This window comes from Mucilaginibacter flavidus, from assembly GCF_024055575.1.
Taxonomy (GTDB): Bacteria; Bacteroidota; Bacteroidia; order Sphingobacteriales; family Sphingobacteriaceae; genus Mucilaginibacter; species Mucilaginibacter flavidus.
The window spans coordinates 737,109-761,010 of record NZ_JAMXOE010000001.1; the positions used below are offsets into that span (position 1 = coordinate 737,109).

General features: G+C 43.6%; 19 protein-coding genes. 8 read left to right on the forward strand and 11 right to left on the reverse strand.

Annotated elements, in window-relative coordinates; translation table 11 throughout:
• Nucleotide 1 precedes the first annotated feature (1 nt).
• Together NAF19_RS03265 and NAF19_RS03270 are read left to right on the forward strand one after the other, a co-directional pair.
• On the forward strand, nucleotides 2-934 hold the full coding sequence (locus NAF19_RS03265; RefSeq protein ID WP_252788322.1) for an efflux RND transporter periplasmic adaptor subunit: 933 nt from the start codon (nucleotides 2-4) through the stop codon (nucleotides 932-934).
• Entirely contained in the window at nucleotides 931-4,053 is a 3,123-nt protein-coding gene (locus NAF19_RS03270; protein ID WP_252788323.1) for an efflux RND transporter permease subunit, read from the forward strand. The genes NAF19_RS03265 and NAF19_RS03270 overlap by 4 nt, the downstream gene beginning before the upstream one ends.
• Before the next feature lie 58 nt (nucleotides 4,054-4,111).
• Here the strand turns inward: NAF19_RS03270 and NAF19_RS03275 are convergent, their stop codons facing one another.
• Entirely contained in the window at nucleotides 4,112-4,714 is a 603-nt protein-coding gene (locus tag NAF19_RS03275) for a GIN domain-containing protein (protein WP_252788326.1), read from the reverse strand.
• A 507-nt stretch (nucleotides 4,715-5,221) separates the two neighbouring features.
• Here NAF19_RS03275 and NAF19_RS03280 point away from each other — a divergent pair.
• Nucleotides 5,222-6,244, forward strand: coding sequence for a fatty acid desaturase (locus NAF19_RS03280; RefSeq protein WP_252788327.1), 1,023 nt, complete (start codon nucleotides 5,222-5,224; stop codon nucleotides 6,242-6,244).
• A 155-nt stretch (nucleotides 6,245-6,399) separates the two neighbouring features.
• Here NAF19_RS03280 and NAF19_RS03285 read toward each other — a convergent pair whose 3' ends face one another.
• The 7 genes from NAF19_RS03285 to NAF19_RS03315 form a co-directional block, all read right to left on the reverse strand.
• Nucleotides 6,400-7,644, reverse strand: coding sequence for an NAD(P)/FAD-dependent oxidoreductase (locus tag NAF19_RS03285; RefSeq protein ID WP_252788328.1), 1,245 nt, complete (start codon nucleotides 7,642-7,644; stop codon nucleotides 6,400-6,402).
• A gap of 105 nt (nucleotides 7,645-7,749) precedes the next feature.
• A complete protein-coding gene (locus tag NAF19_RS03290) occupies nucleotides 7,750-8,748 on the reverse strand; it encodes a 4-hydroxyproline epimerase (protein WP_252788329.1) in 999 nt (332 codons plus the stop codon).
• A 78-nt stretch (nucleotides 8,749-8,826) separates the two neighbouring features.
• Complete coding sequence (locus NAF19_RS03295) at nucleotides 8,827-10,404, reverse strand: aldehyde dehydrogenase (NADP(+)) (RefSeq protein WP_252788330.1); 1,578 nt, start codon at nucleotides 10,402-10,404, stop codon at nucleotides 8,827-8,829.
• Between the two features lie 119 nt (nucleotides 10,405-10,523).
• Nucleotides 10,524-11,456: a dihydrodipicolinate synthase family protein gene (locus NAF19_RS03300; protein WP_252788332.1), complete on the reverse strand. Its 933-nt coding sequence runs from the start codon at nucleotides 11,454-11,456 to the stop codon at nucleotides 10,524-10,526.
• Nucleotides 11,457-11,590: 134 nt separating this feature from the next.
• Entirely contained in the window at nucleotides 11,591-13,813 is a 2,223-nt protein-coding gene (locus NAF19_RS03305; protein ID WP_252788333.1) for a putative Ig domain-containing protein, read from the reverse strand.
• Between the two features lie 81 nt (nucleotides 13,814-13,894).
• Nucleotides 13,895-15,904: a glycoside hydrolase family 127 protein gene (locus NAF19_RS03310; protein WP_252788334.1), complete on the reverse strand. Its 2,010-nt coding sequence runs from the start codon at nucleotides 15,902-15,904 to the stop codon at nucleotides 13,895-13,897.
• Nucleotides 15,905-16,148: 244 nt separating this feature from the next.
• Complete coding sequence (locus NAF19_RS03315; RefSeq protein ID WP_252788335.1) at nucleotides 16,149-17,096, reverse strand: DUF5977 domain-containing protein; 948 nt, start codon at nucleotides 17,094-17,096, stop codon at nucleotides 16,149-16,151.
• 590 nt (nucleotides 17,097-17,686) lie between these two features.
• Between NAF19_RS03315 and NAF19_RS03320 the strand changes: the two genes are divergently transcribed.
• The 5 genes from NAF19_RS03320 (at nucleotide 17,687) to NAF19_RS03340 (ending at nucleotide 22,374) form a co-directional block, all read left to right on the forward strand.
• Complete coding sequence (locus NAF19_RS03320; RefSeq protein WP_252788337.1) at nucleotides 17,687-20,269, forward strand: peptidase associated domain and porin domain-containing protein; 2,583 nt, start codon at nucleotides 17,687-17,689, stop codon at nucleotides 20,267-20,269.
• A 280-nt stretch (nucleotides 20,270-20,549) separates the two neighbouring features.
• The gene (locus NAF19_RS03325) at nucleotides 20,550-20,915 is read left to right on the forward strand and encodes a hypothetical protein (RefSeq protein ID WP_252788339.1); all 366 of its coding nucleotides are present in this window, start codon (nucleotides 20,550-20,552) and stop codon (nucleotides 20,913-20,915) included.
• A 228-nt stretch (nucleotides 20,916-21,143) separates the two neighbouring features.
• A complete protein-coding gene (locus NAF19_RS03330) occupies nucleotides 21,144-21,497 on the forward strand; it encodes a hypothetical protein (RefSeq protein ID WP_252788340.1) in 354 nt (117 codons plus the stop codon).
• A 25-nt stretch (nucleotides 21,498-21,522) separates the two neighbouring features.
• Nucleotides 21,523-21,891, forward strand: a complete 369-nt coding sequence (locus NAF19_RS03335) for a hypothetical protein (protein WP_252788342.1) — start codon at nucleotides 21,523-21,525, stop codon at nucleotides 21,889-21,891.
• A 111-nt stretch (nucleotides 21,892-22,002) separates the two neighbouring features.
• Nucleotides 22,003-22,374, forward strand: a complete 372-nt coding sequence (locus NAF19_RS03340; protein WP_252788343.1) for a hypothetical protein — start codon at nucleotides 22,003-22,005, stop codon at nucleotides 22,372-22,374.
• Here the strand turns inward: NAF19_RS03340 and NAF19_RS03345 are convergent.
• The 3 genes from NAF19_RS03345 to NAF19_RS03355 all read right to left on the reverse strand — a co-directional run bounded on the left by NAF19_RS03345 (nucleotide 22,358) and on the right by NAF19_RS03355 (nucleotide 23,883).
• Nucleotides 22,358-22,894: an O-acetyl-ADP-ribose deacetylase gene (locus NAF19_RS03345; RefSeq protein ID WP_252788344.1), complete on the reverse strand. Its 537-nt coding sequence runs from the start codon at nucleotides 22,892-22,894 to the stop codon at nucleotides 22,358-22,360. The two genes, NAF19_RS03340 and NAF19_RS03345, sit on opposite strands and share 17 nt — an antisense overlap.
• A 1-nt stretch (nucleotide 22,895) precedes the next feature.
• A complete protein-coding gene (locus tag NAF19_RS03350; RefSeq protein ID WP_252788345.1) occupies nucleotides 22,896-23,228 on the reverse strand; it encodes a hypothetical protein in 333 nt (110 codons plus the stop codon).
• Nucleotides 23,229-23,616: 388 nt separating this feature from the next.
• Nucleotides 23,617-23,883: a hypothetical protein gene (locus tag NAF19_RS03355; RefSeq protein WP_252788346.1), complete on the reverse strand. Its 267-nt coding sequence runs from the start codon at nucleotides 23,881-23,883 to the stop codon at nucleotides 23,617-23,619.
• Nucleotides 23,884-23,902: the final 19 nt, after the last annotated feature.

Genomic DNA, 23,902 nt, shown 5'->3' on the forward strand with positions numbered 1-23,902 from the left:
AATGAAGACACTCGCCGTTAAATATTTGGTTTTGGGCATTGCGGTATTGCTTTTTTCGTGCAAAGGCAAGGATAAGCCTGCCGAAGAAGCAGACGCAGCTGTGGCATCGCAAACACCGGTTACCGTAACAACTGTTAATGACAGTACGCTGGTTGATTACATCGACCTTAGCGCTACGTCAACCATTCTGCAAAAAAACTATGTAAAAGCAAATGCCAACGGTTATATCGAACTATCTAATGTTAAACCGGGCCAAAACGTAAGTAAAGGGCAATTACTTTTCACCATAAAAACCAAGGAAGCCCAAAGCATTGGCAACAGTATAAACGTGCTCGATACTACTTTCAAATTTTCAGGGATAAATAAGATAAAGGCTTCGGAGTCGGGCTATATTTCACAACTGAGCCATCAAAAAGGCGATTACGTAGCCGATGGCGAGGCGCTGGCAGTAATAAGCGACCGCAGCAGCTTTGTGTTTTTAATGCAGCTGCCTTATGAACTGCGCCAATATGTAAAAATGGGGCAGAACGTTGACCTCACCTTGCCGGGCGGAACAAAAGTAGGTGCGGCAGTAACTTCGTTTATGCCAACAGTTGATACGGTTGCCCAAACACAGGGCGTGGTATTAAAAGTAAACACCAGTCAGCAAATACCTGAAAACCTGATAGCCAAAGCGCGGATAGTAAAATCGGCAAAAACCAATACCGTTTCGCTGCCCAAAGCTGCCATACTAGCAAATGAAACCCAAACCGAGTTTTGGGTAATGAAATTGATAAACCCCACCACTGCGGTAAAAGTGCCGGTTAAAGAGGGTATTCATTCGGGCGACAGGATTGAGATTTTATCGCCCGCCTTTACCAAACAGGATAAAATAGTTGTTAGCGGGAATTATGGCCTGCCGGATACCGCCAAAGTAAAAATCATTGAGCCATGACCCCTATAAAGGACTCGTTTTTAATGCATAGAAAGCCGGTAAGCCTGGTATTGGTCATCATAATTATGGGTGGTTTGTTTGCGTATTCAAAGCTGCAAACCTCGCTTTTCCCCGAAATTACCTTCCCTAAAATAAAAGTAATAGCTGAGGAGGGCTTGCAACCGGTAAACAAAATGATGGTTACGGTTACCAAGCCGCTCGAAAATGCTATAAAGCAGGTGCCGGGCCTGCAAACTGTGCGCAGCACCACCAGCCGCGGCAGCTGCGAAATATCGGCTTATATGGATTGGAGTAACGATATTGACATGAGCCTGCAAAAAATACAGGCTGGTATCGACCAGGTAAAAAACGATCTGCCTGCGGATGTAAGTATCACCGTTCAGAAAATGAACCCCTCCATACTGCCGGTAAGCGGTTACACGCTCGAGAGCCATAACCGTTCGCCTATCGAGCTGCGGCAACTGGCCACTTACACCGTAAAGCCGTTCCTGTCGCAGGTTGATGGTATATCCGAAATACGGGTAATTGGCGGTAAAGCAAAAGAGTACTGGCTAACGCTCAACAAACAAAAAATGAGCTCGCTTGGCTTAACGCCTGATATTATCAGCACTACGCTTAGCACCACCAACTTTGTAAAATCCGAAGGTTATTTGTCGGACTATAAACGGATGTACCTGACGGTTACCGATGCCACAATCAACGCAAAGGACCAGCTTGAAAACCTGGTAATAAGCAATAACCGCAAACGCGTAGTAAGGCTGAAAGACTTTGCCGATATTGCCATACAGGAAAGTATTGAATATACCCGCATAAATGCCAACGGGCACGATGGCGTGCTGATAGCCGTCATTAAACAACCCGACGCTAACCTCGTTTCGTTATCGGCCGATATGGATGGCAAGGTTGCTGATTTGCAGAAAATTTTGCCTAAGGACGTAACAATAAAACCTTACTACGAGCAGGCTGATTTTGTAAAAGATTCGATAAAAAGCGTGAGCGACAGCCTTTGGGTGGGTCTTTTGTTGGCTATAATTGTTGCCGTTATTTTCCTTCGTTCAGTAAAGGCAAGCGCTGTTATTTTGATTACCATCCCGGTGACACTTTGTCTAAGCCTTGCAGTTATTTATGGCGTTGGCTATACATTTAACATCATGACGTTGGGTGCTATTGCTGCTGCGCTGGGCTTAATTATTGATGACGCCATTGTAGTGGTTGAGCAAATACACCGTACCCACGAAGAGCACCCGCGCGAACGGCCATTAAAATTGATAAAAACCGCTATCGACTACCTGTTCCCGGCTATGCTGGGTTCCTCAATAAGCACGATTGTAATATTTGTGCCCTTTTTGCTGATGACGGGGGTTGCAGGCGCATACTTTCATGTGCTCACCAATACCATGATCATTACCCTGGTGTGCTCCTTCTTTGTTACCTGGATAGGCCTGCCCGTAATTTATACATTGCTAAGCCGGCATAAGCCCAACAGCACTGCAGTATCAAAAAAAGAAGAAGAACACCATGTTAAAAAGCAACGTTGGGTTAAATGGTTTATACTGCGGCCATTTGTGAGCATTATAATAATTGCCGGCGCTGTGCTGGCTATCGTATTTATACCGCCCCTTCTCGAAACCGGCTTTTTGCCCGAGATGGATGAAGGCAGTATTGTGCTCGATTATCGCTCGCCACCCGGCACCTCGCTCGACGAAACCGACCGCATGCTGCGCCAGGTTGAAAAGATAATTGTAAAACAACCTGAAGTTAAGGCTTACTCGCGCCGCACAGGTACCGAAATGGGCTTCTTTATAACCGAACCCAATAAAGGCGACTATCTTATCCAACTAAAAAAAGACCGCGACAAAAGCACCGAAGAGGTTATCAGCGAACTCCGAAAGAAGATAGCCGCAAATCAGCCTGCTTTGAATATTGATTTCGGCCAGGTAATTGGCGATATGCTGGGCGACCTGATGACATCAATAGACCCGATTGAGATAAAAATATTTGGCGATAACCAGCAAAAATTGCAAGCGTTGTCCCAACAAGTGGCAGGCATTGTTGAAAGTGTAAAAGGCACTGCCGATGTGAAGGACGGGATAATAATTGCAGGCCCGTCGGTAAGTATCGACCCGCATTACAGCAAACTTGCACAATATAATATTACAGCCGCCAGTCTACAATTCCAGCTACAAACCGCACTCGAGGGCAATATAATAGGCAATCTGCTCGAACGCGAGCAGCTATCGCCCATACGCATGGTTTACCCCGGCAACCGCGGTTTAAATGTTACGGGTATACAAAATCAAACGGTATTTGTGCCAAGCGGTAAACTGATACCTATTAGCGAACTGGCCGACGTGACGCTTAAACCTGGCGATGCCGAGATTAACCGCGAAAACCTCCAGTCCATAGGTGTTATAAGTTCCCGTTTGGAGGGCGCCGACCTTGGCAGCGTTATCCCTGCTATTCAAAAAAATATCACCCAAAAAGTAAGTCTGCCGCAGGGCTACCACATCGAGTATGGCGGCGACTATGCCCAACAGCAGCAATCATTTAAAGAGTTGCTAACTATACTCATTACCTCAAGCTTACTGGTATTTGCAGTGATATTGTTCCTGTTTAAACAATTCCGTATTGCTGTTTTAATTTTGATAGTCGCTGTCTTAGGCATTTCGGGCAGTATACTGGCATTATTTATTACCAATACCCCGCTAAATGTTGGCAGCTATACCGGGCTGATAATGATTGTAGGTATAATTGGCGAAAATGCCATATTCACCTTTTTGCAGTTTAAACAGCGTGCGCTTGAGAATATTGAAAAAGGTACTGAAAACGGTATTGACGAAGCAATTGTGTACGCCATATCAACACGGCTAAGGCCAAAGCTGATGACGGCTATCGGCGCTATCATAGCCTTGATGCCATTGGCATTGGGTATCGGCGCCGGTGCGCAGTTACACCAACCATTAGCTATTGCTGTTATTGGCGGCTTTGTGGTAGCATTGCCAATGTTGCTGATAGTACTGCCAAGCGCAATGCGCATTTTATACCGGGGCGGTAAGTTCCATGAAAACGCACAACAGCCTAATGGCGACAACCATAACAGCGAAACTGCACTAAGCTAATAAAACAAAAACCGGCCTGCAAATATGCAAAGCCGGTCGGTTGGATTGGTGTTTATATTTATAGTGATACAAAATCTGCTGAGCTGTCTTTAACGCCATCAACATCTGTTTTGATGATGTTGTCCGCCACCAGGTTTGTAGTAGTTAGCATTGACGCCTTGTTGTATTTAAGTGCTGCATAGGTAATACTGCCGGCAACGTTTGCTCTTGCATTGCCGTTAAGGGTAATGTCAGCGCGAAAAGCGTCCACATCCAGTTTCGCCGTTGCATTGTCATAAAGCTTAACGTCGATATCAATTGCAGCAAATTTGCCGAATGATTTTACTGATGCGTTATCGTAAACTTCAAGGCTGCGCAGATCGCTTACGGTTACCCAAACCACCAGTTTTTCTGTTTTATATGATGATATGCAAAGCGCGCCGTTTTGGCTTTGAACCAATGCTGTTTCTTTATAGTATTGGTTGTAAACTTTTACCTGGTCGGTTGAACCTGCCGATACATATAGCTCAACGTTACCATGAACTTCGATTTTGTTAATACTGCTTACTTCGGTTAATATGGTATATGCCTGTGAGTCTTTTGCTGCTACGGCGTAGGTGGAATTACTTAGCCCAAATACTGCTACCAGTAATATTGCTGCTGTTGTTATTATAGTTTTCATTGTTGTATATTTTATTGATGAATTATTTATTTTTTAATTTACTAACCCATGCCAAATTTGATACCCTATTTGTAATTAATTGACAATCAAATATTTAAATTTTTTATTATTGAAAAAACCGTTCGATAGCGTACGCTTTGTGAACCATGGCGAACAGTTTTTACCGGTCGGCAGAGAGAAATAACCAGCGGCAACCCAATTTTAATACAGAATTATCACCTATATTTATACTTTAACCAATTAATCGCGACAGAGTAGAGGATATTGGAGTTGTTTGGAGTAATGCTCAATTTTAATTTCCAGCCCTCGTACAATTCAAAGGGCAAACAACCACAGGTTGTGATTTATAAATGGCTATAATGCCCTATTTCGGCAATAACGGGCTCAAAAAACACGTTTTGAATTAAAAAAATAAATTATTAATATAATTTTACGGAATAAAAATTTACAATAAAATTATATTTAAGCATCATATTATTATCTTTACCCCTGATACTATTTAAGCTAATGACAAAAAGAACCGATTTCGTTTACTCACAGGAGTCTGAGCCGCACCGTATAAGGACAAAAAAAATCTTAAAAGAATTTCCGCACCTAAGGCAGTTGATTGGTAAAAACCCGATAACAATTTTTGCCATTATAGGCTTGGTGGCTTTCCAGGTAGTGCTCGCCTGGTTTGTGCGCGACCAATCATGGTGGATTATTTTTGGCGCTGCCTATCTTTTGGGCGCCTTTGCCGACCACGCACTTTTTGTGATGATACATGAGTGTACCCACAAACTGTTGTTTAAAAATGGCAATGCAAACCGTTGGGCCTCGATGTTTTCAAACTTACCGCAAATATTGCCCAGCGCAATATCATTCGAAAAATACCACATCAAACACCACTCTTTCCAGGGTGTGCATGAGCTTGATGCCGACCTTCCCAACAAATGGGAAGCAAAGCTGATAGGAAGCTCGTTCTTTGGTAAAGCCTTATGGCTGCTGTTTTTCCCGATATTCCAAATATTCCGTCTTTCGCGTTTACGCGAAATTCACCCTATTGATGGGTGGATTATTACCAATTTTGTTTTACAGGCAGCATTCACCACTGCCATATGGTACTTTATGGGATGGCCGGCGGTAGCGTTTTTGCTGCTGAGCTTCTCGTTTTCGGTTGGCCTGCACCCGCTTGGTGCCCGCTGGATACAGGAACATTACCTTACCCACAGCGACGAGCAGGAAACCTATAGCTATTATGGCTCATGGAACGTACTTGCATTTAACGTAGGCTTCCACAATGAGCACCACGATTTTCCTTCTATCCCATGGAATAAGCTGCCTGAGATAAGGAAAGCTGCCCCCGAATATTACGATACATTGCATTATCATACTTCGTGGACCAAGTTATTCTTCAGATTTTTGTTTGACAGGGAGATATCGCTGTTTAACAGGATACTAAGAAAAGACCGCGGCCGCGTAGCGCTTACCGATGTCTCAAAACCTGATACCGACCTGATAAAAGCACAGGAACCGGCAGCGGTTTTGTAAACAACAATCGTTATAAGATTTTATTGAGATGACCTGCCGAATGGCAGGTCATTTTTGTTTGTCTGAACTTTGACTAAAGGATTGCAGGATTGCCATGATGCCTCGCAAACGGCAATCAGCGAAATCAACGCAATCATAAAAATCAGCGGTTCAAGCTATTCGTACCTGTTCGGGCTAAACAGTCCGGCCTCAATCACTGGCTTTTCACCATTGAACGCATCGGCAATCAGCTTGCCAGTAGCCGGCGCCAGGCCCAAACCTATCATGGCATGACCAGTTGCAATAGCCAGGTTTTTGTATTTACTTGATATGCCGATGTAAGGCAGGCCGTCCGGTGAGCATGGCCTGAAACCAAACCACACATCTTTTTCAGCCGGCACATCCAGCTTAAATTCAGGGAAGTATTTGGGCACTGATTCAACAATTCCCTTTACACGGTTCATGTTTACCTGCTTGTTTATTTTGCCTATTTCCATGGTGCCGCCAAAGCGGATGCCGCCATTCATCGGTGTTATGGCTACCCTTGCTTCGCAGAGGATAGATGGAATGGTCATTTTTTTAACCGGGTCGTTCACCATAAAAGAATAACCTTTGCCCGGCATTAGCGGTATGCTCAATCCGGCTAGTTTTGCTATTCCCGGCGACCATGAACCGCCGGAAATCAGGTAACTATCGCCTGTATATTCGGCATCCTTTGTGATTACTGATGTTATTTTACCGGCATCGTGGTTTATTCCTGTAACTTCAGTATTTCTGTGTATGCGCACCCCCTCTGCTTCCAGGTATTTTACTAATCCCTTCATCAGTTTGTTGGGCGACATATGCGAGTCACAATGATAATGCACGGCACCTAATATGTCCAGTTCGATATCCGGCTGTAGTTTGCGGGTTTCTTCCGGTGTTAAATATTGTGCATCCAAACCAAGTTTGGTAGCTTTTTCCACCATGTGAATCTCTTCTTCCTCAACCTTTGCCGATTTAAAAAGCATCAGGATGCCTTTATCTTCCAAATCGAAATTGATACCCGAGTCCTTTTCAAACTCGTGGTATAAATTCCGGCTTAGTAATGAAATATCCCTCAATCCTTCCGCCGAGCGTTCCACATGCTTTTTGGTGGCGCTTTTTACAAACTTTAGTCCCCAGCCAATCAGTTCTTTATTTAAGGACGGTTTTACATAAAACGGACTTTTGCTGTCAAACATCCAGCGTATCCCCTGCTCAATCATGCCGGGCGACGCCAGCGGCACAAAATGGCTTGGCGTAACCATACCGGCGTTGCCGAATGAACAATTGTCGCTCAGGTCGCCTTGCTCCAAAACGTCGACTTCCCAGCCTGATTTGTGCAGGTAGTATGCCGAAAATAAACCTATTACACCACCACCGATTATTATTGCTTTCATAAGCCCCTCTAAATCTCCCCTAAAGGGGAGACTTTTTAATTGTTTTTATTTTTTGAACTCTTCTTTTAAAGCCCTCTCCCTTTAGGGGAGGGTTTGGGTGGGGCTTTATATCACCTGGAACCCAAATGCATACGGGTCCTCATCATCTATTTTAATAGTATTATACCCGTAAACCCTGGCCCAGCCCTCAATACCGGGAATTATGGCCGGTTTATCGCCTATCATTACTTCATCTTCAACGGTGCCGATAAACTGGCTGCCGATGATGCTTTCGTGTATAAATTTATCACCTTTTTTTAACTTTCCTTTTGCGTGCCATTGCGCCATACGGGCTGACGTACCAGTACCGCAGGGTGAGCGGTCGATAGCTTTATCACCATAGAAAACCGCGTTGCGTGCAGTGGCTTCAGGTGAAATAGTTTTGCCTGTCCAAAGGATATGCGAGCAACCGTTTATGGTTGGGTTTTGAGGATGAACAAAAGTATATTTCTCATTTATCCTTTTCCGTAACACACGGCTCCATGATATTAGCTGGTCGGCGGTATAATCTTCAAGTCCTTTAAAGTTTGGTTGCGGGTCAACAATGGCATAGTAATTACCGCCGTAGCTTACGTCAACGGTTAGTAAGCCCAAGTCGGGGCATTCAACTTCCAGGTTTTCGGCTGCAAGATACGATGCCACGTTGGTTAGCTTTACCGATTTAACTTTGCTTCCCTCCTGTTTGTACTCAATCAGCACTAAACCAGCAGGTGCTTCCATGCGGATAACTCCAGGAATTTTTGGAACTATAAGCCCTTCTTCCACAGCTATGGTTATGGTGCCGATGGTACCATGCCCGCACATGGGCAAGCAACCGCTGGTTTCGATGAACAAAACAGCTACGTCGTTTGCCGGGTCGTGCGGCGGGTAAAGAATACTGCCCGACATCATATCGTGGCCGCGCGGCTCAAACATCAGTCCTTTGCGTATCCAGTCGTATTCTCTCAAAAAATGCTGGCGCTTTTCACTCATGTTATTACCCTCAAGGTTCGGGCCGCCGCCGGCTACAAGCCTTACCGGGTTGCCGCAAGTGTGGGCGTCTATGCAGAAGAATGTCTTATTCATATCAGTCTTAAGTCCTGAGTCTTAAGTCCTGAGTCGAAAATCGCAATTGACTAACGACTTAAGACTCCAGACTTAGGACTACTTTTTACTCCATTCATTATTAAACAACCGCCAGATATTAAGCGGATTATTGGTTTTTAATTCGTCGGGCAATAAATCCTCGCTCCAGTTTTGCCAGCATACCGGGCGCACAAAACGTTTGATGGATGAGGTACCTACCGATGTAAAGCGGCTATCTGAGGTTGCCGGGTAAGGGCCACCGTGTTGCATGGCATTACCAACTTCAACACCGGTTGGTGGGCCGTTAAGTATTACCCTGCCGGCACGGTTTGTCAGCATATCGGTAATGCTTGTATAAGCAGCAAGCTCATTTCCATCGGCATAAATAGTGGCGGTTAACTGGCCGTGTAACGAATCAACAACCTCCTCCAATTGGGCTATGTCATCAGCCACTATCAGCATGGAGTACGGCCCGAAAATTTCTTCTTTAAACTTGTCATCAGCCAAAAATGCTGAAGCAGTAATTTCAGTCACAATGGCGGCACCCTGGTTTAACTTTTCGGTGTTTATTTTATCCGATTTTGCGATAACCGTTACAGCTTTATCAGCCAGCACGCTTTCAGCCAGTTTGCTAAAGTTTTTGCAGATACCAGGGGTGAGCATGGTATCTGAATTGATACCGGCAATAGCAGTGGCAAGCGCCGTTTTAAACTTATCCAGTCCGGAAGATTTTACTGCCAGTAATAAACCCGGCTGCGTGCAAAACTGACCTGCATTATTGGTTATCGGACCTGCCAGTTTAGCCAGTTCTTCGGGCCGGTTTTCAAGGGCCTGCGGAAGCAAAACGATAGGATTAACGCTGCCCATTTCGGCAAATACCGGGATAGGCTCTTTACGCTCCTGTGCCATTTTCACCAGGGCCATCCCGCCTTTTAACGAGCCTGTAAAGGTTACTATTTTGGTTTTTGGATGTTTTACCAGCGTTTCGCCAACGGCATAACCATCGTCATATAATATCGAAAAAACGCCTTCGGGCATGCCGGTCTTTTCGGCAGCTTTTTTAATAGCTTCCGCTACCATTGCACTAGCTCCGGGATGTGCAGGGTGTGCCTTAACAACTACGGGACAACCTGCGGCCAAAGCAGCCGCAGTATCACCACCCGCAACGGAAAATGCCAAAGGAAAATTGCTTGCGCCAAACACTACTGCCGGGCCAAGCGGCACCATCATTTTACGAATATCCAAACGGGGCAACGGCTGACGATCGGGTATGGCAGTATCTATTATTGCTTCCACCCATGAGCCTTCTTCCAGCACATCGGCAAACATTTTTAGCTGGTTGGTGGTACGTCCGCGTTCGCCCTGCAAACGTGGCGCAGGTAAACCGCTTTCGGCTGATGCACGTTCAATAAGTGCATCGCCAATGGCAATTATTTCATCGGCTATTGCTCGTAAGAACGCAGCCCTCTTTGCTTTGCCTATGTTGCGATAAGTGGCAAAAGCTTTATCAGCCAAAACCATGGCGGCTTCAGCTTCGGCTATACTGGCGGCATAAAATTCACCTGGCAGGTCAACGCCCAAAGCAGGATCTATGGCTTTGAATGTTTTGCCTTGTTCGGGTTGGTATTTGTAGCCTATTAAGTTTCTTGTTTCCATAGTATGTAAAATTAAAAAAACTTGTCATTGCGATGAGATACGACGAAGCAAACTCGTCACCCTGCAAAATCGTCTTGCATAGTTCGCGGTTGCTTCGTTCCTCGCAATGACAAAAAAGGCTAATTAGCCTCAACCTCAACACCCCAGCTACCAGCAGGCAATTCAGGGCGATTGGCAATGGCGTTATCAATTATTGATAATATACGTTCACGTTCTTCACCAATTAGCGGCAAACGTGGAGCTCTTACAGTTTCGGTACCCAGGCCGGTTTGCTTTTCGGCAAGCTTTATGTACTGAACCAGTTTTGGATGAATATCCAGCTCAAGCACTGGTAAAAACCAGCGGTAAATAGCCAGTGCTTCCTGGTGGCGGCCCTGTTTGGCTAAATTAAATATCGCCACGGTTTCGCGCGGGAAAGCATCAACCAAGCCAGCTACCCAGCCATCGCAGCCCATAAACAAACTCTCCAATGCTAACGTATCTACGCCTGTTAATAGTTTAAATCTGTCTCCAAAACGGTTTATCATTCTTGTTACATTGCTCACGTCACGTGTCGACTCTTTTACGGCCTGTATGTTATCATATTGGGCCAATTCGGCAAACATATCCAGGGTAACCTCAATTTTATAATCGTAGGGGTTATTGTAGATCATGATCGGCAATGGCGTGCTTTTGGCAACAGTTGCAAAATACTCCAGCGTTTCGCGCTTGTCGGCATTGTAGCGCAACGGCGGCAGCATCATTAAGCCATCAGCACCGTATTTTAAAGCGTTGGCGGCACATACCAGCGCTGCCCTGGTAGTTTGCTCAGCAATATTTAATATCACATAAGCGCGCTTGTTAACCGTTTTCACGGTTTGCTTTAACAGTTCGATTTTTTCATCATCGGTTAATACGCTGGCCTCGCCAAGCGAACCGCCTATGATGATGCCCTTTGCACCAGCCTCTAATTGTGCTTCGATATTTTTATCGAATGCCTCAAAATCCATTTCATCATTGTCATTGAATTTTGTTGTTACCGCCGGGAAAACCCCTTTCCAAATTACGCTCATAATATGCCCCCTCTAAATCTCCCCCGCTGATTAGCGGAAGGAGACTTTTAGTTATTTGTTAATATTTATGTTTTTACTCAATTAATTCTTTTTAAGCCCTCTTCCGCCAGCCGGCGGAGAGGGTTTGGGTGTGGCTACTTACTCAATTTCACCAGCATTACCCCGTGCGGCGCAACTTTTACCGAATATGTATTGCCGCTGGTAATGATGTATTTCTGCTGCCAAACGTCGCGTATTTTACCAAGCCCGCTAAAACCGTTTTCATCACGGTTAAGGGTAATGGTTTGATATTTATCGGATGTGTTAAATATCCCAACTGCTTTGCCCCCATCTGCCAAATCCTTTATCCATATTTGGTAATCGTCTTTTTTAACTGCCTGTAATGCTTCTTTGCCTAAAGCATCCTGGTCAATCGCCAATACTTCATCGTTGGTAAGCAGGTTAAGTGTAAACCTGTCCAACTTGCCCATATCACAGCCTATTAATAAGGGCGATGATAACAGGCTCCAAAGGCTGATGTGTGTATATTGCTCATCAGGCGTTAAGTGGGTATTGTGCTGGTTATCGCCCCAACCAACTTTACCGACAATAAGCATATCCGGATCGTTAAAATGGCCCGGTTCGGCATGTGGCGCGGCGGGCATCTGGGTAAAGCCTATGTCCGTCATGCTTTTCCATGTATCGGTGATATCACCAGTGGTGCGCCAGCTATTGCCGCCAACTTCGGCGCCCCAGTTCCAAACCTGGCCCATACCGTACTGGCAAAAGCTAAACATAATATCCCTTGAGATTTTATTCAGCGATGCCCGCATTACCTGGTAAGGTTTTTTCATATCATCAAGGTTTGGGTCTTTAGCCGTTACCTCGCTGTACGAGCACCAATCGTATTTTAAATAGTCAATACCCCAATCGCCGTAAGTTTTGGCATCCTGGTCTTCATGCTGCCAGCTACCTAAGTAACCGCCGCAGGTACGCGGACCCGGCGACGAGTAAATCCCCATCTTTAAGCCCAGGCTGTGTACAAAATTGGCAGTACCCTTCATATCCGGGAACTTGCTGTTGGTTACAATCTCACCGCTTTCAGCACGCTTTTCAGCTTCCCAGCCATCGTCTATATTTACAAAGTTCCAGCCGTGTGCGCTTAGCTTATCAATCATGGTTTTGGCAGCCACACGTACTTTTTGGTCGTTAACAGAAAGGCCAAACGCGTTCCAGCTGTTCCATCCTAATGCGGGTGTAAGGCCTATCAGGCCACCAATTTTTATGCTGAATTTCTTTGATTTGGTGCCGAGGCTATTGTGCACGGTTAAAGTAACGGCGTAGTCTCCTTTTTGGCTAACTACACCTGTAATTATGCCCGTATTGGCATCCAGCTTTAACCCTTCGGGCAAACCGGTTACTTCATAAATCAAAGGCTTTTTACCCGACGCAGGCACCAGGTACAAAAACGGGTTACCGGGACGCGCCCCATATACATCGGGCCCGTTGATCATCGGTTTAGCACTTGGGTAAGGGGTTAGTACATACGGCGTACCATCAGTTTTTGTAACTGTCTCGCCGGATTTTTCTTCAGTAAAAGTATAGGTTACCAGGTATGATTTTTTCTCGAGCCTGGCGATGTTAAACTTATAGGTAAACGGTTTGCCGGCAGTAAAATTGGCATCGTTTGTTTTATCATAAAGTACGGTGCTGTTTTCAGGGTCGGTTACTTTAAAGGCCAGTTTGCCTTTATAAAGGTAATTACTGGTGGTGGTTAGCTTAATGGCTTTATCAAGGCTGTTGTTTTCGCCAAAGCTGAACTCACCATCGGTATTTATGGTTACCGGGTCCATTATGCCGGCCATTGCCATAGTAAATTTATTGCCGTATAAACCGCCTTCACCGCCGGTATCAAAAATGCGTACGGCCAGCACATTTTCTTTATCCCACAACAACGCAGGATTATTGGCTGCAATGGTGTAACTGCGCGGTCCGTAGTTACCATCTTTTATCGTGCCTTTTTGGCCGCCGTATTTCGCTACCAGTTTACCGTTTAAGTAAACCTCGTCGTTATCATCAACATCATTAAGGACGATGCGCAAACTATCTTTTAAAAACGATTTCTCTTTTATCGATGATGGAATCACCAGATGAAGCCGGTACCAGCCAAAGCCGTTAACGCCTTTATAACCTTGTTCTTCCCACGGCTTGCTTAAATCAGCTGCTTTCCAGCCGCTATCGTTATAAGCAGGCAATGCCCATTGGGTGGAATCACCGATCGCAAATTTCCATCCCTTGTCGATTGACATTTCCTGTGCGGCAGCCCTAAATGTAAGGGCGGCGACCATGCACGTCAACAAAAATAGTTTTCTCATCATTTTAATATTGATTTGATAATTGGTTCAACCGTAGAAACGGTGGTTTTTTGGTTTAATACTGTCAAAACTACGGTTTATAAATTATTTTGTTATCAATTCAATATATTTTACTTTTTCAGGAAACCACACCGTCATTTCGCCCTTACCCCGGTTGGCCCATGAGTAATATGGAATGGCGGTCATAGTCATATTTTCGGTAGTTACCGTTTGCGCTGCTTCATCAACATTAACACTTTTTACTGTCGCTTTTAATACGGTTACGCCATTTAATAACGATGGCTCATAGGCCGTTTCAAAAACAGTATTTTTCGGAACAACCAGGTTGCTTGCCTTACCACTATTATCTTTCCACTCAGCGCAATACATTAGCGGGCCGCGTTGTAATGCCACCTTGCCAATATCATCAACAAGAGCCATGTTAGCCGCTACCCGTTGTACATCCATGGGTAAAGTTAGCTCAACTTTATCGTTCTTTTTCCATTTTTTGCTGATAACTGCGTAGCCGTTTTTCATTTGGTAATCAACCAGCTTGCCATTGACCTTTATTTCTATTTTTTGTGCCGATAACTGCTGATAGCTATAAAGTGTTGATGGTATAGCCTGGTTTTGTACCCAGCCTGGTATGCGTATTTTCAGGGTCATCTCCATGGCTGACGATGGGTCGATAGTAAAAGCCAGGCCTCCATCCCATGGGTAGTTATTTTGCTGGGTAATCTTCAACTCTTTACTGTTCACCTTTAAATTGCCAGTACCACTAATGAAAAGGTTTACATACACATCGTTACCATTTTGGGCATAAATATAACCGGGGATAGACGGAATTAACCGCACAACATTGGTGGGGCAGCACGAGCAAACAAACCAGCCAGAGCGCTCCCTTTCCAAATCAGGATGATTAAAGCTGTCGGTAACCTGCATGGCGTTGGTATAAAAAAACGATTTGCCATCCAATCCCACCCCGGAAATCAACCCGTTATAAAGCGTCTTCTCCATCACGTCAATATATTTCGAATCGCCATGCAGCAAAAACATGCGCTGGTTCCAAAATACGCTGCCTATTGCTGCACAGGTTTCGTTATAAGCGGTGGCGTTAGGCAACTCGTAATTATCGCCAAAACGCTCGCCATCGCCAACGGCCCCAATACTGCCCTGCACATACATTTTTTTGGTGACCATGTTATTCCAGATTTTGTCGATGGCTTTAATGTAAGCGGTATCGCCGGTTAAAGCGGCCACATCCGTCATGCCTGAGTACAGGTACATAGCACGCACCGCATGGCCTGCGGCTTCGTCCTGGTCAACAACCGGTTCATTATCCTGGAAATAAACACCGTTTTCGTAAGGGTTTTTGCTGTTCTTGTCGTATTGTTTTATCCCGCGCTGGTCAATAAAAAACTTGGCCAGGTTTAAATAATCAGTTTTTCCGGTAATGCGGTATAGCCGCACCAGGCCCATTTCCACAATCTCGTGGCCGGGGGCAACGTGCTTTTTACCAGGACCGAAAGTCTTAACTAAAAGATCCGCGTTTTTTAGGGCGATATTTAAAAAGTTGCGTTGGCCTGTCGCCATGAAATGGGCAGCGGCAGCTTCAAACATATGGCCGCAATTGTATAATTCGTGGCTCAGCTTTCCTTCATTTATCCACCGCTCCGGCCCGGCTGCTGACAGCGGGTGTACCGGGTTTATACTACGGGCGGTATACAAATAGCCATCGGGTTCCTGCGCGCGGCCAACTATGGCAATTAATGAATCAACATACTTTGCCAATGCAGCGTCGGGGTGAACAGCTAATGAGTACGAGGCGCCCTCGATGGTTTTATAAATGTCGGTATCGTCAAAAGGATAAACGGTGCAAAACTTGCCTTTGTGCTCGGCAGCCATTACAAAGTTTTTGATACGGCCGGTGCTATCGCAACGCTTAAACGATGCCGGGATGGTGACAGTACGATTGGTTTCGATGCGCGACGACCAGAAATGGTCGGTTAGCTTTACGCTGGTAAAAGGCACGGGCTGTATAGGATAATCCTGCTTTTGGGCGTTTGCCGCAAACCAGCAAGATACAAGGGCCAATAAGCAAATCTTCTTTATCATAGCCTTTTGAATTAGTACGTTAAACCGGAATTAATCATACCAAATTAACGAATCCAAAAGTACGCAGTTTGCAAATTTATATTCAAAGGATTTTTACCAGATTATAACTGCATTTTACCTTGTTGACATACTTTTGCTTAATTATAGGGATAGAATAGCGTAAAATAGAGTCAGTAAAAAACAAAATCCCCCGGATTTAACCCCGGGGGACCTGCAATTATTATTTTACTCCCAATTAGTTTATTTAGTTAGCCGTCATTGATACCACCGCGCCGGTACCAATGGTTTCGGGGCTGAAGTTGCCACCCGGTGCATTGGGGTGCGACTCACCATTACTTAACGATACGGTGCAATTAACCGGCGTACCCGATGGGTTGTAGCCAATATAATATCCGCTACCTTGTGGCAGGGTTACATGCTGGGTACCCGAATGGGCCGGGGAGTTTACCGAAATATTAGACTGCCCTGTGCGTACAAAAGTAATTGATAAACCGTTGCCACTGTTGTTTGTAACCGCGAAGCTGATGGTTGGCGGGTTTACTGTACAGGTGCCGTGCGAGTTTGCATAGTTTTGGCCATTGTTGTTAATATCGGTTTGTGCCTGGGCATCGGCTGCCGCCTGTGTGCTGCCCGCGTAAGTGTTTTGTATTACCGTATACGTTACGCTTGACCCCGTTGAACCTGTTCCGCAATTATTTCGGGTAAAAACTTGCGACCGCTGCGAGTTGCCAAATTGCCCGACAGGGAACAAGGTTGCCCCCGGCGCTATATCGGTTGTGGTTGTCCCATTGGCGCCGCCGCAAACATCAAACTTCATCATAAAATGCAGGTTAATATCGATGTTTACAGGAACCAGACCGGTGCTTGTACATGTTATTGAAATAGTTGTTGGTGCAAATGTAGTACAGTTGTAGGCTTGCACGCTCAATATTCCCATATGGAAATAGTCAGAGAAATTTCCATCGCCTGTGCCGTAAGGCGGCGGGTTGTCTTGCGATATGCCCGGGCAGGTAATAACATACATTGGCGAGCTTAAACTGGCGGCATCAATGTGATTAGAAGGGGTTTCACCAACTGCGGTCCACACAATGGTGCCGCCGGAAGTAACGTTTGGATGGTTGAATGTAATTGTGGCAAAGCACGACAGTGCCGCGCAGCATAATATGCTGCATAGCAGAAAAATTCTTTTCATAAAGGTTTTTTTAAAGGTTAATAGATACTAAATAATTTATTAGGTTTTCGGTCAGTTCAAATTGTTTAAAGGCTCAGGTTTTTGAGTAAAAAAATTGTTTAATTGTTGGATTTCCGAAGCATGCCGAAACTGGTAAACAGCGGGTAACTCCACCGCCAGTTGCCACAAAATCTTCGTGTTGGTTAATCGTTTAGGTTAATTGGTACCCAAATATATTATATTATTATTTAAATCCTAAACTATTTTTTCAAATAGTTTTTTTGGCTATTTTTATCGTGCCTGATCCCAGCATCCATTAGATATAAACCTGCTAACTATCGTTATTTTAACACGGAAAAAAATGCGATATGCTGTTATATAGACAGTTATTGCCAACACCAGTCCGTTTATTTTAAAGGAGCACATCGCATAAATGGAAGCGTATAAAGCCACTTATGCTTAATATTTAATATTGGGCGGAGCTTTGATAATGGCGAGTGATTAACTTTTGAGCAATTTATTTCAATTAATCCATTAACTGTAAATTAAACATATTTTTTATTACCAGCCTTAATACCTTATACTTGTACCATAAACCTTTTTATAATTTAATGATAAAAATTCCGGGCCTGTTTCTGATGCTCCTGTTGGCTATATCTACAGGGCGCGCTTACGCGCAAACGGCTTTTGTAACCGGGAAGATTGTAAATAAAGACAGTGATTTGCCGGTTGAAGGCGCTAATATTATGCTGTTGCAAGGCAGCGATGTTACCTACCGCACCGCAACCGATAGCCGGGGTCGTTTTAAAATTCCACAGAGTTTGTATTTACAGATGACGGTTTTGAGAATAACCAGCATTAATTACCAGGATTTAAAAATCGATAAGAAATTCAGTGCTGAACAGTTGCAAAACAAAAATTACCTTTTAGGTACATTCGCGCTTAAACCAGGCAAAATTGAACTGCAGGAAGTAAAAGTTAATGCCAAAAGGCGGTACAGCGATACCACCAACATTAACCTTTCGAAAAATAAATTTGAACGCTCAATAATGATGGACGACCTGTTTTCGGGAAACTACGGTTTTACAAAAGACAAAAACGGCCGCATTTATTACAAGGGCAACCTGGTATCGAATATCCTGGTTGATGGCGGTGATTTTTTTGGCAAAAACAACTTCGACATTTATCATTTGCTGCCTGCCCTAACCATGGAGAACATACAGGTGGTTGAAACCAATATCGATAGTACTACCAATACCACCAAATTACGACCTGTAGTAAAAGTGAACCTAACGCTAAAACCCCAGTACAACAAAGGCAAGTTTGGCAACGCCAATGCGGGCGGTGGTACTTCAACGCGCTACCTGGCAAATACCGATCTGTATGCATATCGGAACAAACAACAGCTATCGCTTGACTTGAATCTAAACAACGTAAACGCCGGCGATAACCTGATAAAGCCACCATCCATAAGCTTTTCGGCCACGGGAAATAGCTTAAATGCGCGCGGCGCCAGGTTTACCTATCGTAATGTTGTTGCTAAAAAATTAGATGTTAATTTTGAGATCAAGGGCAGGCTGGACAATAAGCTTTACACCTCGCTTTCAGAGCGGAATGATTTGGATATCCGCCAGTTTTCGAAAACCACCAATGCCTCAAACATAAAAACCTGGGGCATCGACAACGCAAATTTCAATATTAACTACCGCACTGACCCGCTCAACAGCTTCAATATCTCGCAATCGTTTGGCTCTGTTAATACCCGGGTGCGCGACTCGTTAAATTATATAATAAAATCAGACAGTACCAACACGATATCGAAGGTTGGCAGACTAAACAACACGTTAACCGAAAATTCATCGAGCAGAGTACTCTACCTGCACCGGTTTGCTTCAAAAAAAGGGCGGCTGCTAAATGTGAGCGCTATTTATAACGATAATAGCTATCACATAAACGAGAGCAACAATATTTATAACCTGAACCACAACATAACAAAAACCTATTTTATTGATGGTAAACGCCTGGTAACAAACCGGCAATTGCTGATAAACAACAGCTATACCGAACCTTTGGGCGAAAACAGCTATATCACCATTTTTGCCAATTACAAAAAGGACGATATTGTTGAAAGCGACGATATAAAAAGCGATGCCGTTGTAAGCTACCTCACCCCTGCCGGCATTTATAACCAATACCTGGAGACCGGGCTAAAATTTCAACACACTTTTTCTAAAGTTTCATTTGATGGCAACATTACCGGGATATTCAATTCGAAAGATATACACACGGCCGACGGGACTGCAAATAACTCCTTTAAAGTGAACTTCGACTTAAAAACTGATTATAAAGTCGACCCGCGCAAAAACCTGCTGCTCACGTACTCTTTAGTTACCACATATCCGGATATACACCAGCTCAGCAGCCTCAACAGTAATTTCGACCTTGTGTCGCAATTGAGCGGCAACCCCAACCTTAAGCCCCAGGACAATTACAGCATTAAAGCTGCGTATGACTTAAAAAGTTCTGATACCGAATCGCTTTTATTCAGCGGCGAATTCAACTATTATACCTCTAAATTTGGCTATGCAATTGTATCTGCGGGCACATTTTTAAGCAGTGTTACCACCAATGTGGGCAATGCCAAATCGGGCGCGCTTTCTTTTTCGTTTAATAAAAACTTTGCCAATCAGCGCTATATTAATTCAACCAGCTCGTTAAGCTACCAGGAAAACCCTTCATTTGTGAGCGGCCAGCGCGTATTAAACAGCGGTATATTGTTTAATCAATCGGTATCAACCACGCTGCCAATTGTAAAATCACTGGTTACGCTAACCCCGCTGTTAGCCGCATCATACAGTAAATTTAACTTTGGCACCGGCAGCAGTAATGTAATTACGTTTACTTATTCTGACAGAATTTCATTAACCGCTCTAAAATCGGAAGTCTCACTGTTCCCACTTTTTACTTATAGCCATAATATCAATAACAACCACTCATTTTCAATGAACGGTGAAATTAAAAGGAGTTTCTTTAAAAACTATGTGTCGGCCTGGCTGCAGGCTTATGATATATTCAATTCGTTTAAATTCTATAACAATTACGTGGGGCCTACTTATACGCAAACTATCAGCTATTCAAATATTCAGCGGTATGTGTTTTTGGGGGTGAGTTACAAGTTTAATAATTTTAAGTAATCGCTGCTTACAGCGCAAAGCTACTTCATCTTTTCATTCGCGTCGACCGCGTTTTTTTTAGCCGCTTCGCTAATGGCTTTCGCTTTATTAATTTTTTGTTAATTCAATCATCGCTAAGCGTTAAAAAATCAGCAAATACCCGTTAACCACTGCATGAAAACTTAACTTATTATTCATGATAACATCTAATGCCAATCTTACTTTCGCTGATGTAAAACTAACCGACTAAAGCGCGATCAACATTAAAAAAACATCATCAAATCAAACAAAATCAATAAACATGAAAACTCCTAAAATCATTTTTACCTTTTTGTTAATATGTTGCTTTTTTACAGGCTTTGCAACTATTGAGAGCTTAAACGGCAAATGGCAGGGTCTTTTAAAAACCGATCACGGCGATGAGTACCCACTGCTTTATAATTTTAAAATTGACGGCGACCAGTTAACCGGCACTGCCAAAACCCCCAAAGGCGATGTGCCCATCAATGATGGAAAAATAACCGGCAATACTTTTACCTTTAATGTAATGGTTAACAATATGGAAATTGACCATACTGGCAAATTTTACGGCGATTCGGTAGGGGTTGACATTAGTTTGGGCGATGCAAAATCGCACGCAACATTGATCAAGGCAGTGACCCCCTAACCCCCTAAAGGGGGGATAAAAGAATAAATATTGCCCCCCAGCACGATTTAGATGGTTTAATATCTTCAGTTTTTGCCATCGGTAAAAATATTTCTCTTATTCCATCCATTTAATTGACAAAAATTTTATTTTTATTGAAATATAGTTGAGCCGCTATGAGCGTTATTAATTATATCTTTATTGTAACATTTATAACGCCTAAAGCATCTTACAAAAAACCAAACTGACATGAAAAAATTCTTTACAACTACAGCATTATTATGCTGCTTTATCGTTTGCTTCGCAATAATAGCAGACATTTCAGGAAAATGGAGCGGTACTATCGTAGCGCCTGATGGCTCAGACATTGCGGTTACTTACAATTTTAAAGTTGATGGCGATAAATTAACCGGCACTGCCGATTCTCCTCAAGGCTCGGTAACAATAGATGACGGCAAAATCAGCGCCGATGCTTTTTCGTTTAAAGTGAATGTATCAGGCACCGATTACCCGCATACCGGTAAAATTTATGCCGATTCGCTCGCTATGGACATCGACTTTGGCGGCCAGAAAGCACACTTTATTGTTAAAAAAGCCAACTAAGTACCACCATTAAAACCCAAACTTTATGAAAAGAAAGATTTTCACAACCGTGGCGCTGGTTTGTTGCGTGATGGTTTGCTTTGCTTTTTTCGCCGACCTAACCGGTAAATGGACCGGCTCATTGCACGCTCCGGATGGTAACGATTATCCTTTAAATTATACATTTAAAGTTGATGGCGACAAGCTTACCGGTAGCAGCACCGGGCAACAAGGCAGCGTAGATATTACGAATGGAAAAATTACCGGTAACGACTTTTCGTTTAATATCGAAGTAAACGGTGTTGATGTAAAAAACACCTGTAAATTTTACCCGGAAGCCGATTCATGCGGAATGGATATTGACTACCAGGGTTTTAAAATGCATGCTACCTTAAAACGCAGCACTGATAAATAAAACTAAAAGCCTTTATATTAAGAAGCCTTGCTAAACAGCAGGGCTTTTTTCGCATCCAGCTTCTGTAATTTTGTTAGGTATTGTAAAATATAAATTATCAAACTTAAAAATATGAACAAAAAATTAGGCATTACCGCAACCCTTGCTTGCTGCTTTATGATTTGCGTGGCCGCTATCATTACCGATCTATCGGGAAAATGGTCTGGAAATATTACCGCGCCCGACGGTAAGGAAGTTACTCTTACCTACAATATTAAAGTTGAGGGCGACAAAATAACTGGCACAGCAGAGGCATCGCAGGGAAACATTGCAAATATTGATGACGGCAAAATGACCGGAAACGAATTCACTTTTAAAATCACCAGTATCGATGGCCAGGATATACCACATAAAGGCACGTATTATGCCCAGGGCGATTCTATTGGCATGGATATCGATTTTACCGGTATTAAATTTCACTGCAAGCTTAAGCGCGATAAGTAGTCAGCAAGTTTTCATAAAGCTTGTAATTCTCTTCGTCAAAGCAGACAAAAACTACTTTCTCAATTTTGTCGGTTCCCGAAAGAACGTAGTTAACCGTGTCAACAGCAATTTTCGCGGCAGCATCTTTCGGGAACCTGTAAACGCCTGTGCTGATATTAGGGAAGGCGATAGTTCTGCAATTGTTATCGATTGCCAGTTGCAGTGAATTCCTGTAACAATTAGCCAGCTTTTCGTCTTCGTGATATTTGCCTCCGTTCCAAACCGGGCCGACCGTGTGGATAACGTATTTTGAAAGCATACGCCCGGCGGTGGTTATCACCGCTTCACCCGTTTTACAACCGCCCTGCCGGGCAACTATGGCGCGGCATTCGCCTAAAATTGCCGGGCCACCGGCACGGTGTATGGCACCGTCGACACCGCCGCCGCCTAATAATGAGCTATTGGCGGCGTTTACTATGGCATCAACAATTATTTTGGTGATGTCGCCTTGTTGCAGTTCTATTTTGTTGTTTGCCTCCATATTATTTAAATTGATACAATTCCAATTGTTTCGAACTAATAGGTATCAGTGGCTCTGCATTTTGATCACATTCAAATCCTGCCAAAGTAAAATCTATCTCGGGATTTACCCCGATTTCCCGTGCCAAAAATTCAGTGTCAGTATCTATTATCTGAACCCGATTTATAGAAAAACATTGACCATCTTCATTAAAAACGAAAGCATAAATTTCTGTGCCGAATTCGTCATAATAGCTTTTGTCGGTACCTGAATTTTTGAGCAAACCAGTCTTAACTTCATAGTTCTGGATACAAATGAGATTGTCTGATATATCGTAACGCCTAGTAATACACATGCCTTTAATCCACTATATCTAATTTCGTTAAGGTGATGTACATGATGTACGCTGGCTTTTTTTGCTCCATTCCCTGGTAAACCCCATTCATGCCAATCGTCAAATGAGTTTATAGCCCATATAATATTGCTTATAAACAGCACTGTACCCCTTTATCCGGTGCTGTTTCAAAATTGTGCCTGCAAACTTTAAGCTGTTGTTCTCTTTGCAAGTTCACATACAGGAACAGGCACACTGTCTATCATAAATACACCCTCTCCGTCATTAAGTATTTTGGCCAGCCGGAGGTTAGCCGGCTCGGTCCATGGAGCCAGTCTTTTGCGCCGCCTATTATAGTTGGTAATGTGTATTCAGTGTGGAAAATCATTGCAATAGCCGCTTTTTAACTTCAATAGAACCCAATTCTCGCTATCGCCACCCAAGCATTCCTGGCAAAGTGAAAGTGCAATGATTTCAGTATCTGAAAGCTTGGCTTGCGTGGATAAAAATGCAGATTTCCGTCCTGATTTATGTCTTGTTTGAGCACCGAGTTGGTAATCTGAAGCATTTTTTGGAAATTTACCGTCAAGTCATGCATGTATTTAATAGCGTTTATGTGAGAATGTACAATATTAATATACTGCTTTTCAGTAACATACGCGACTTTTTTCTTCATATTATTTTAATTAATTTCT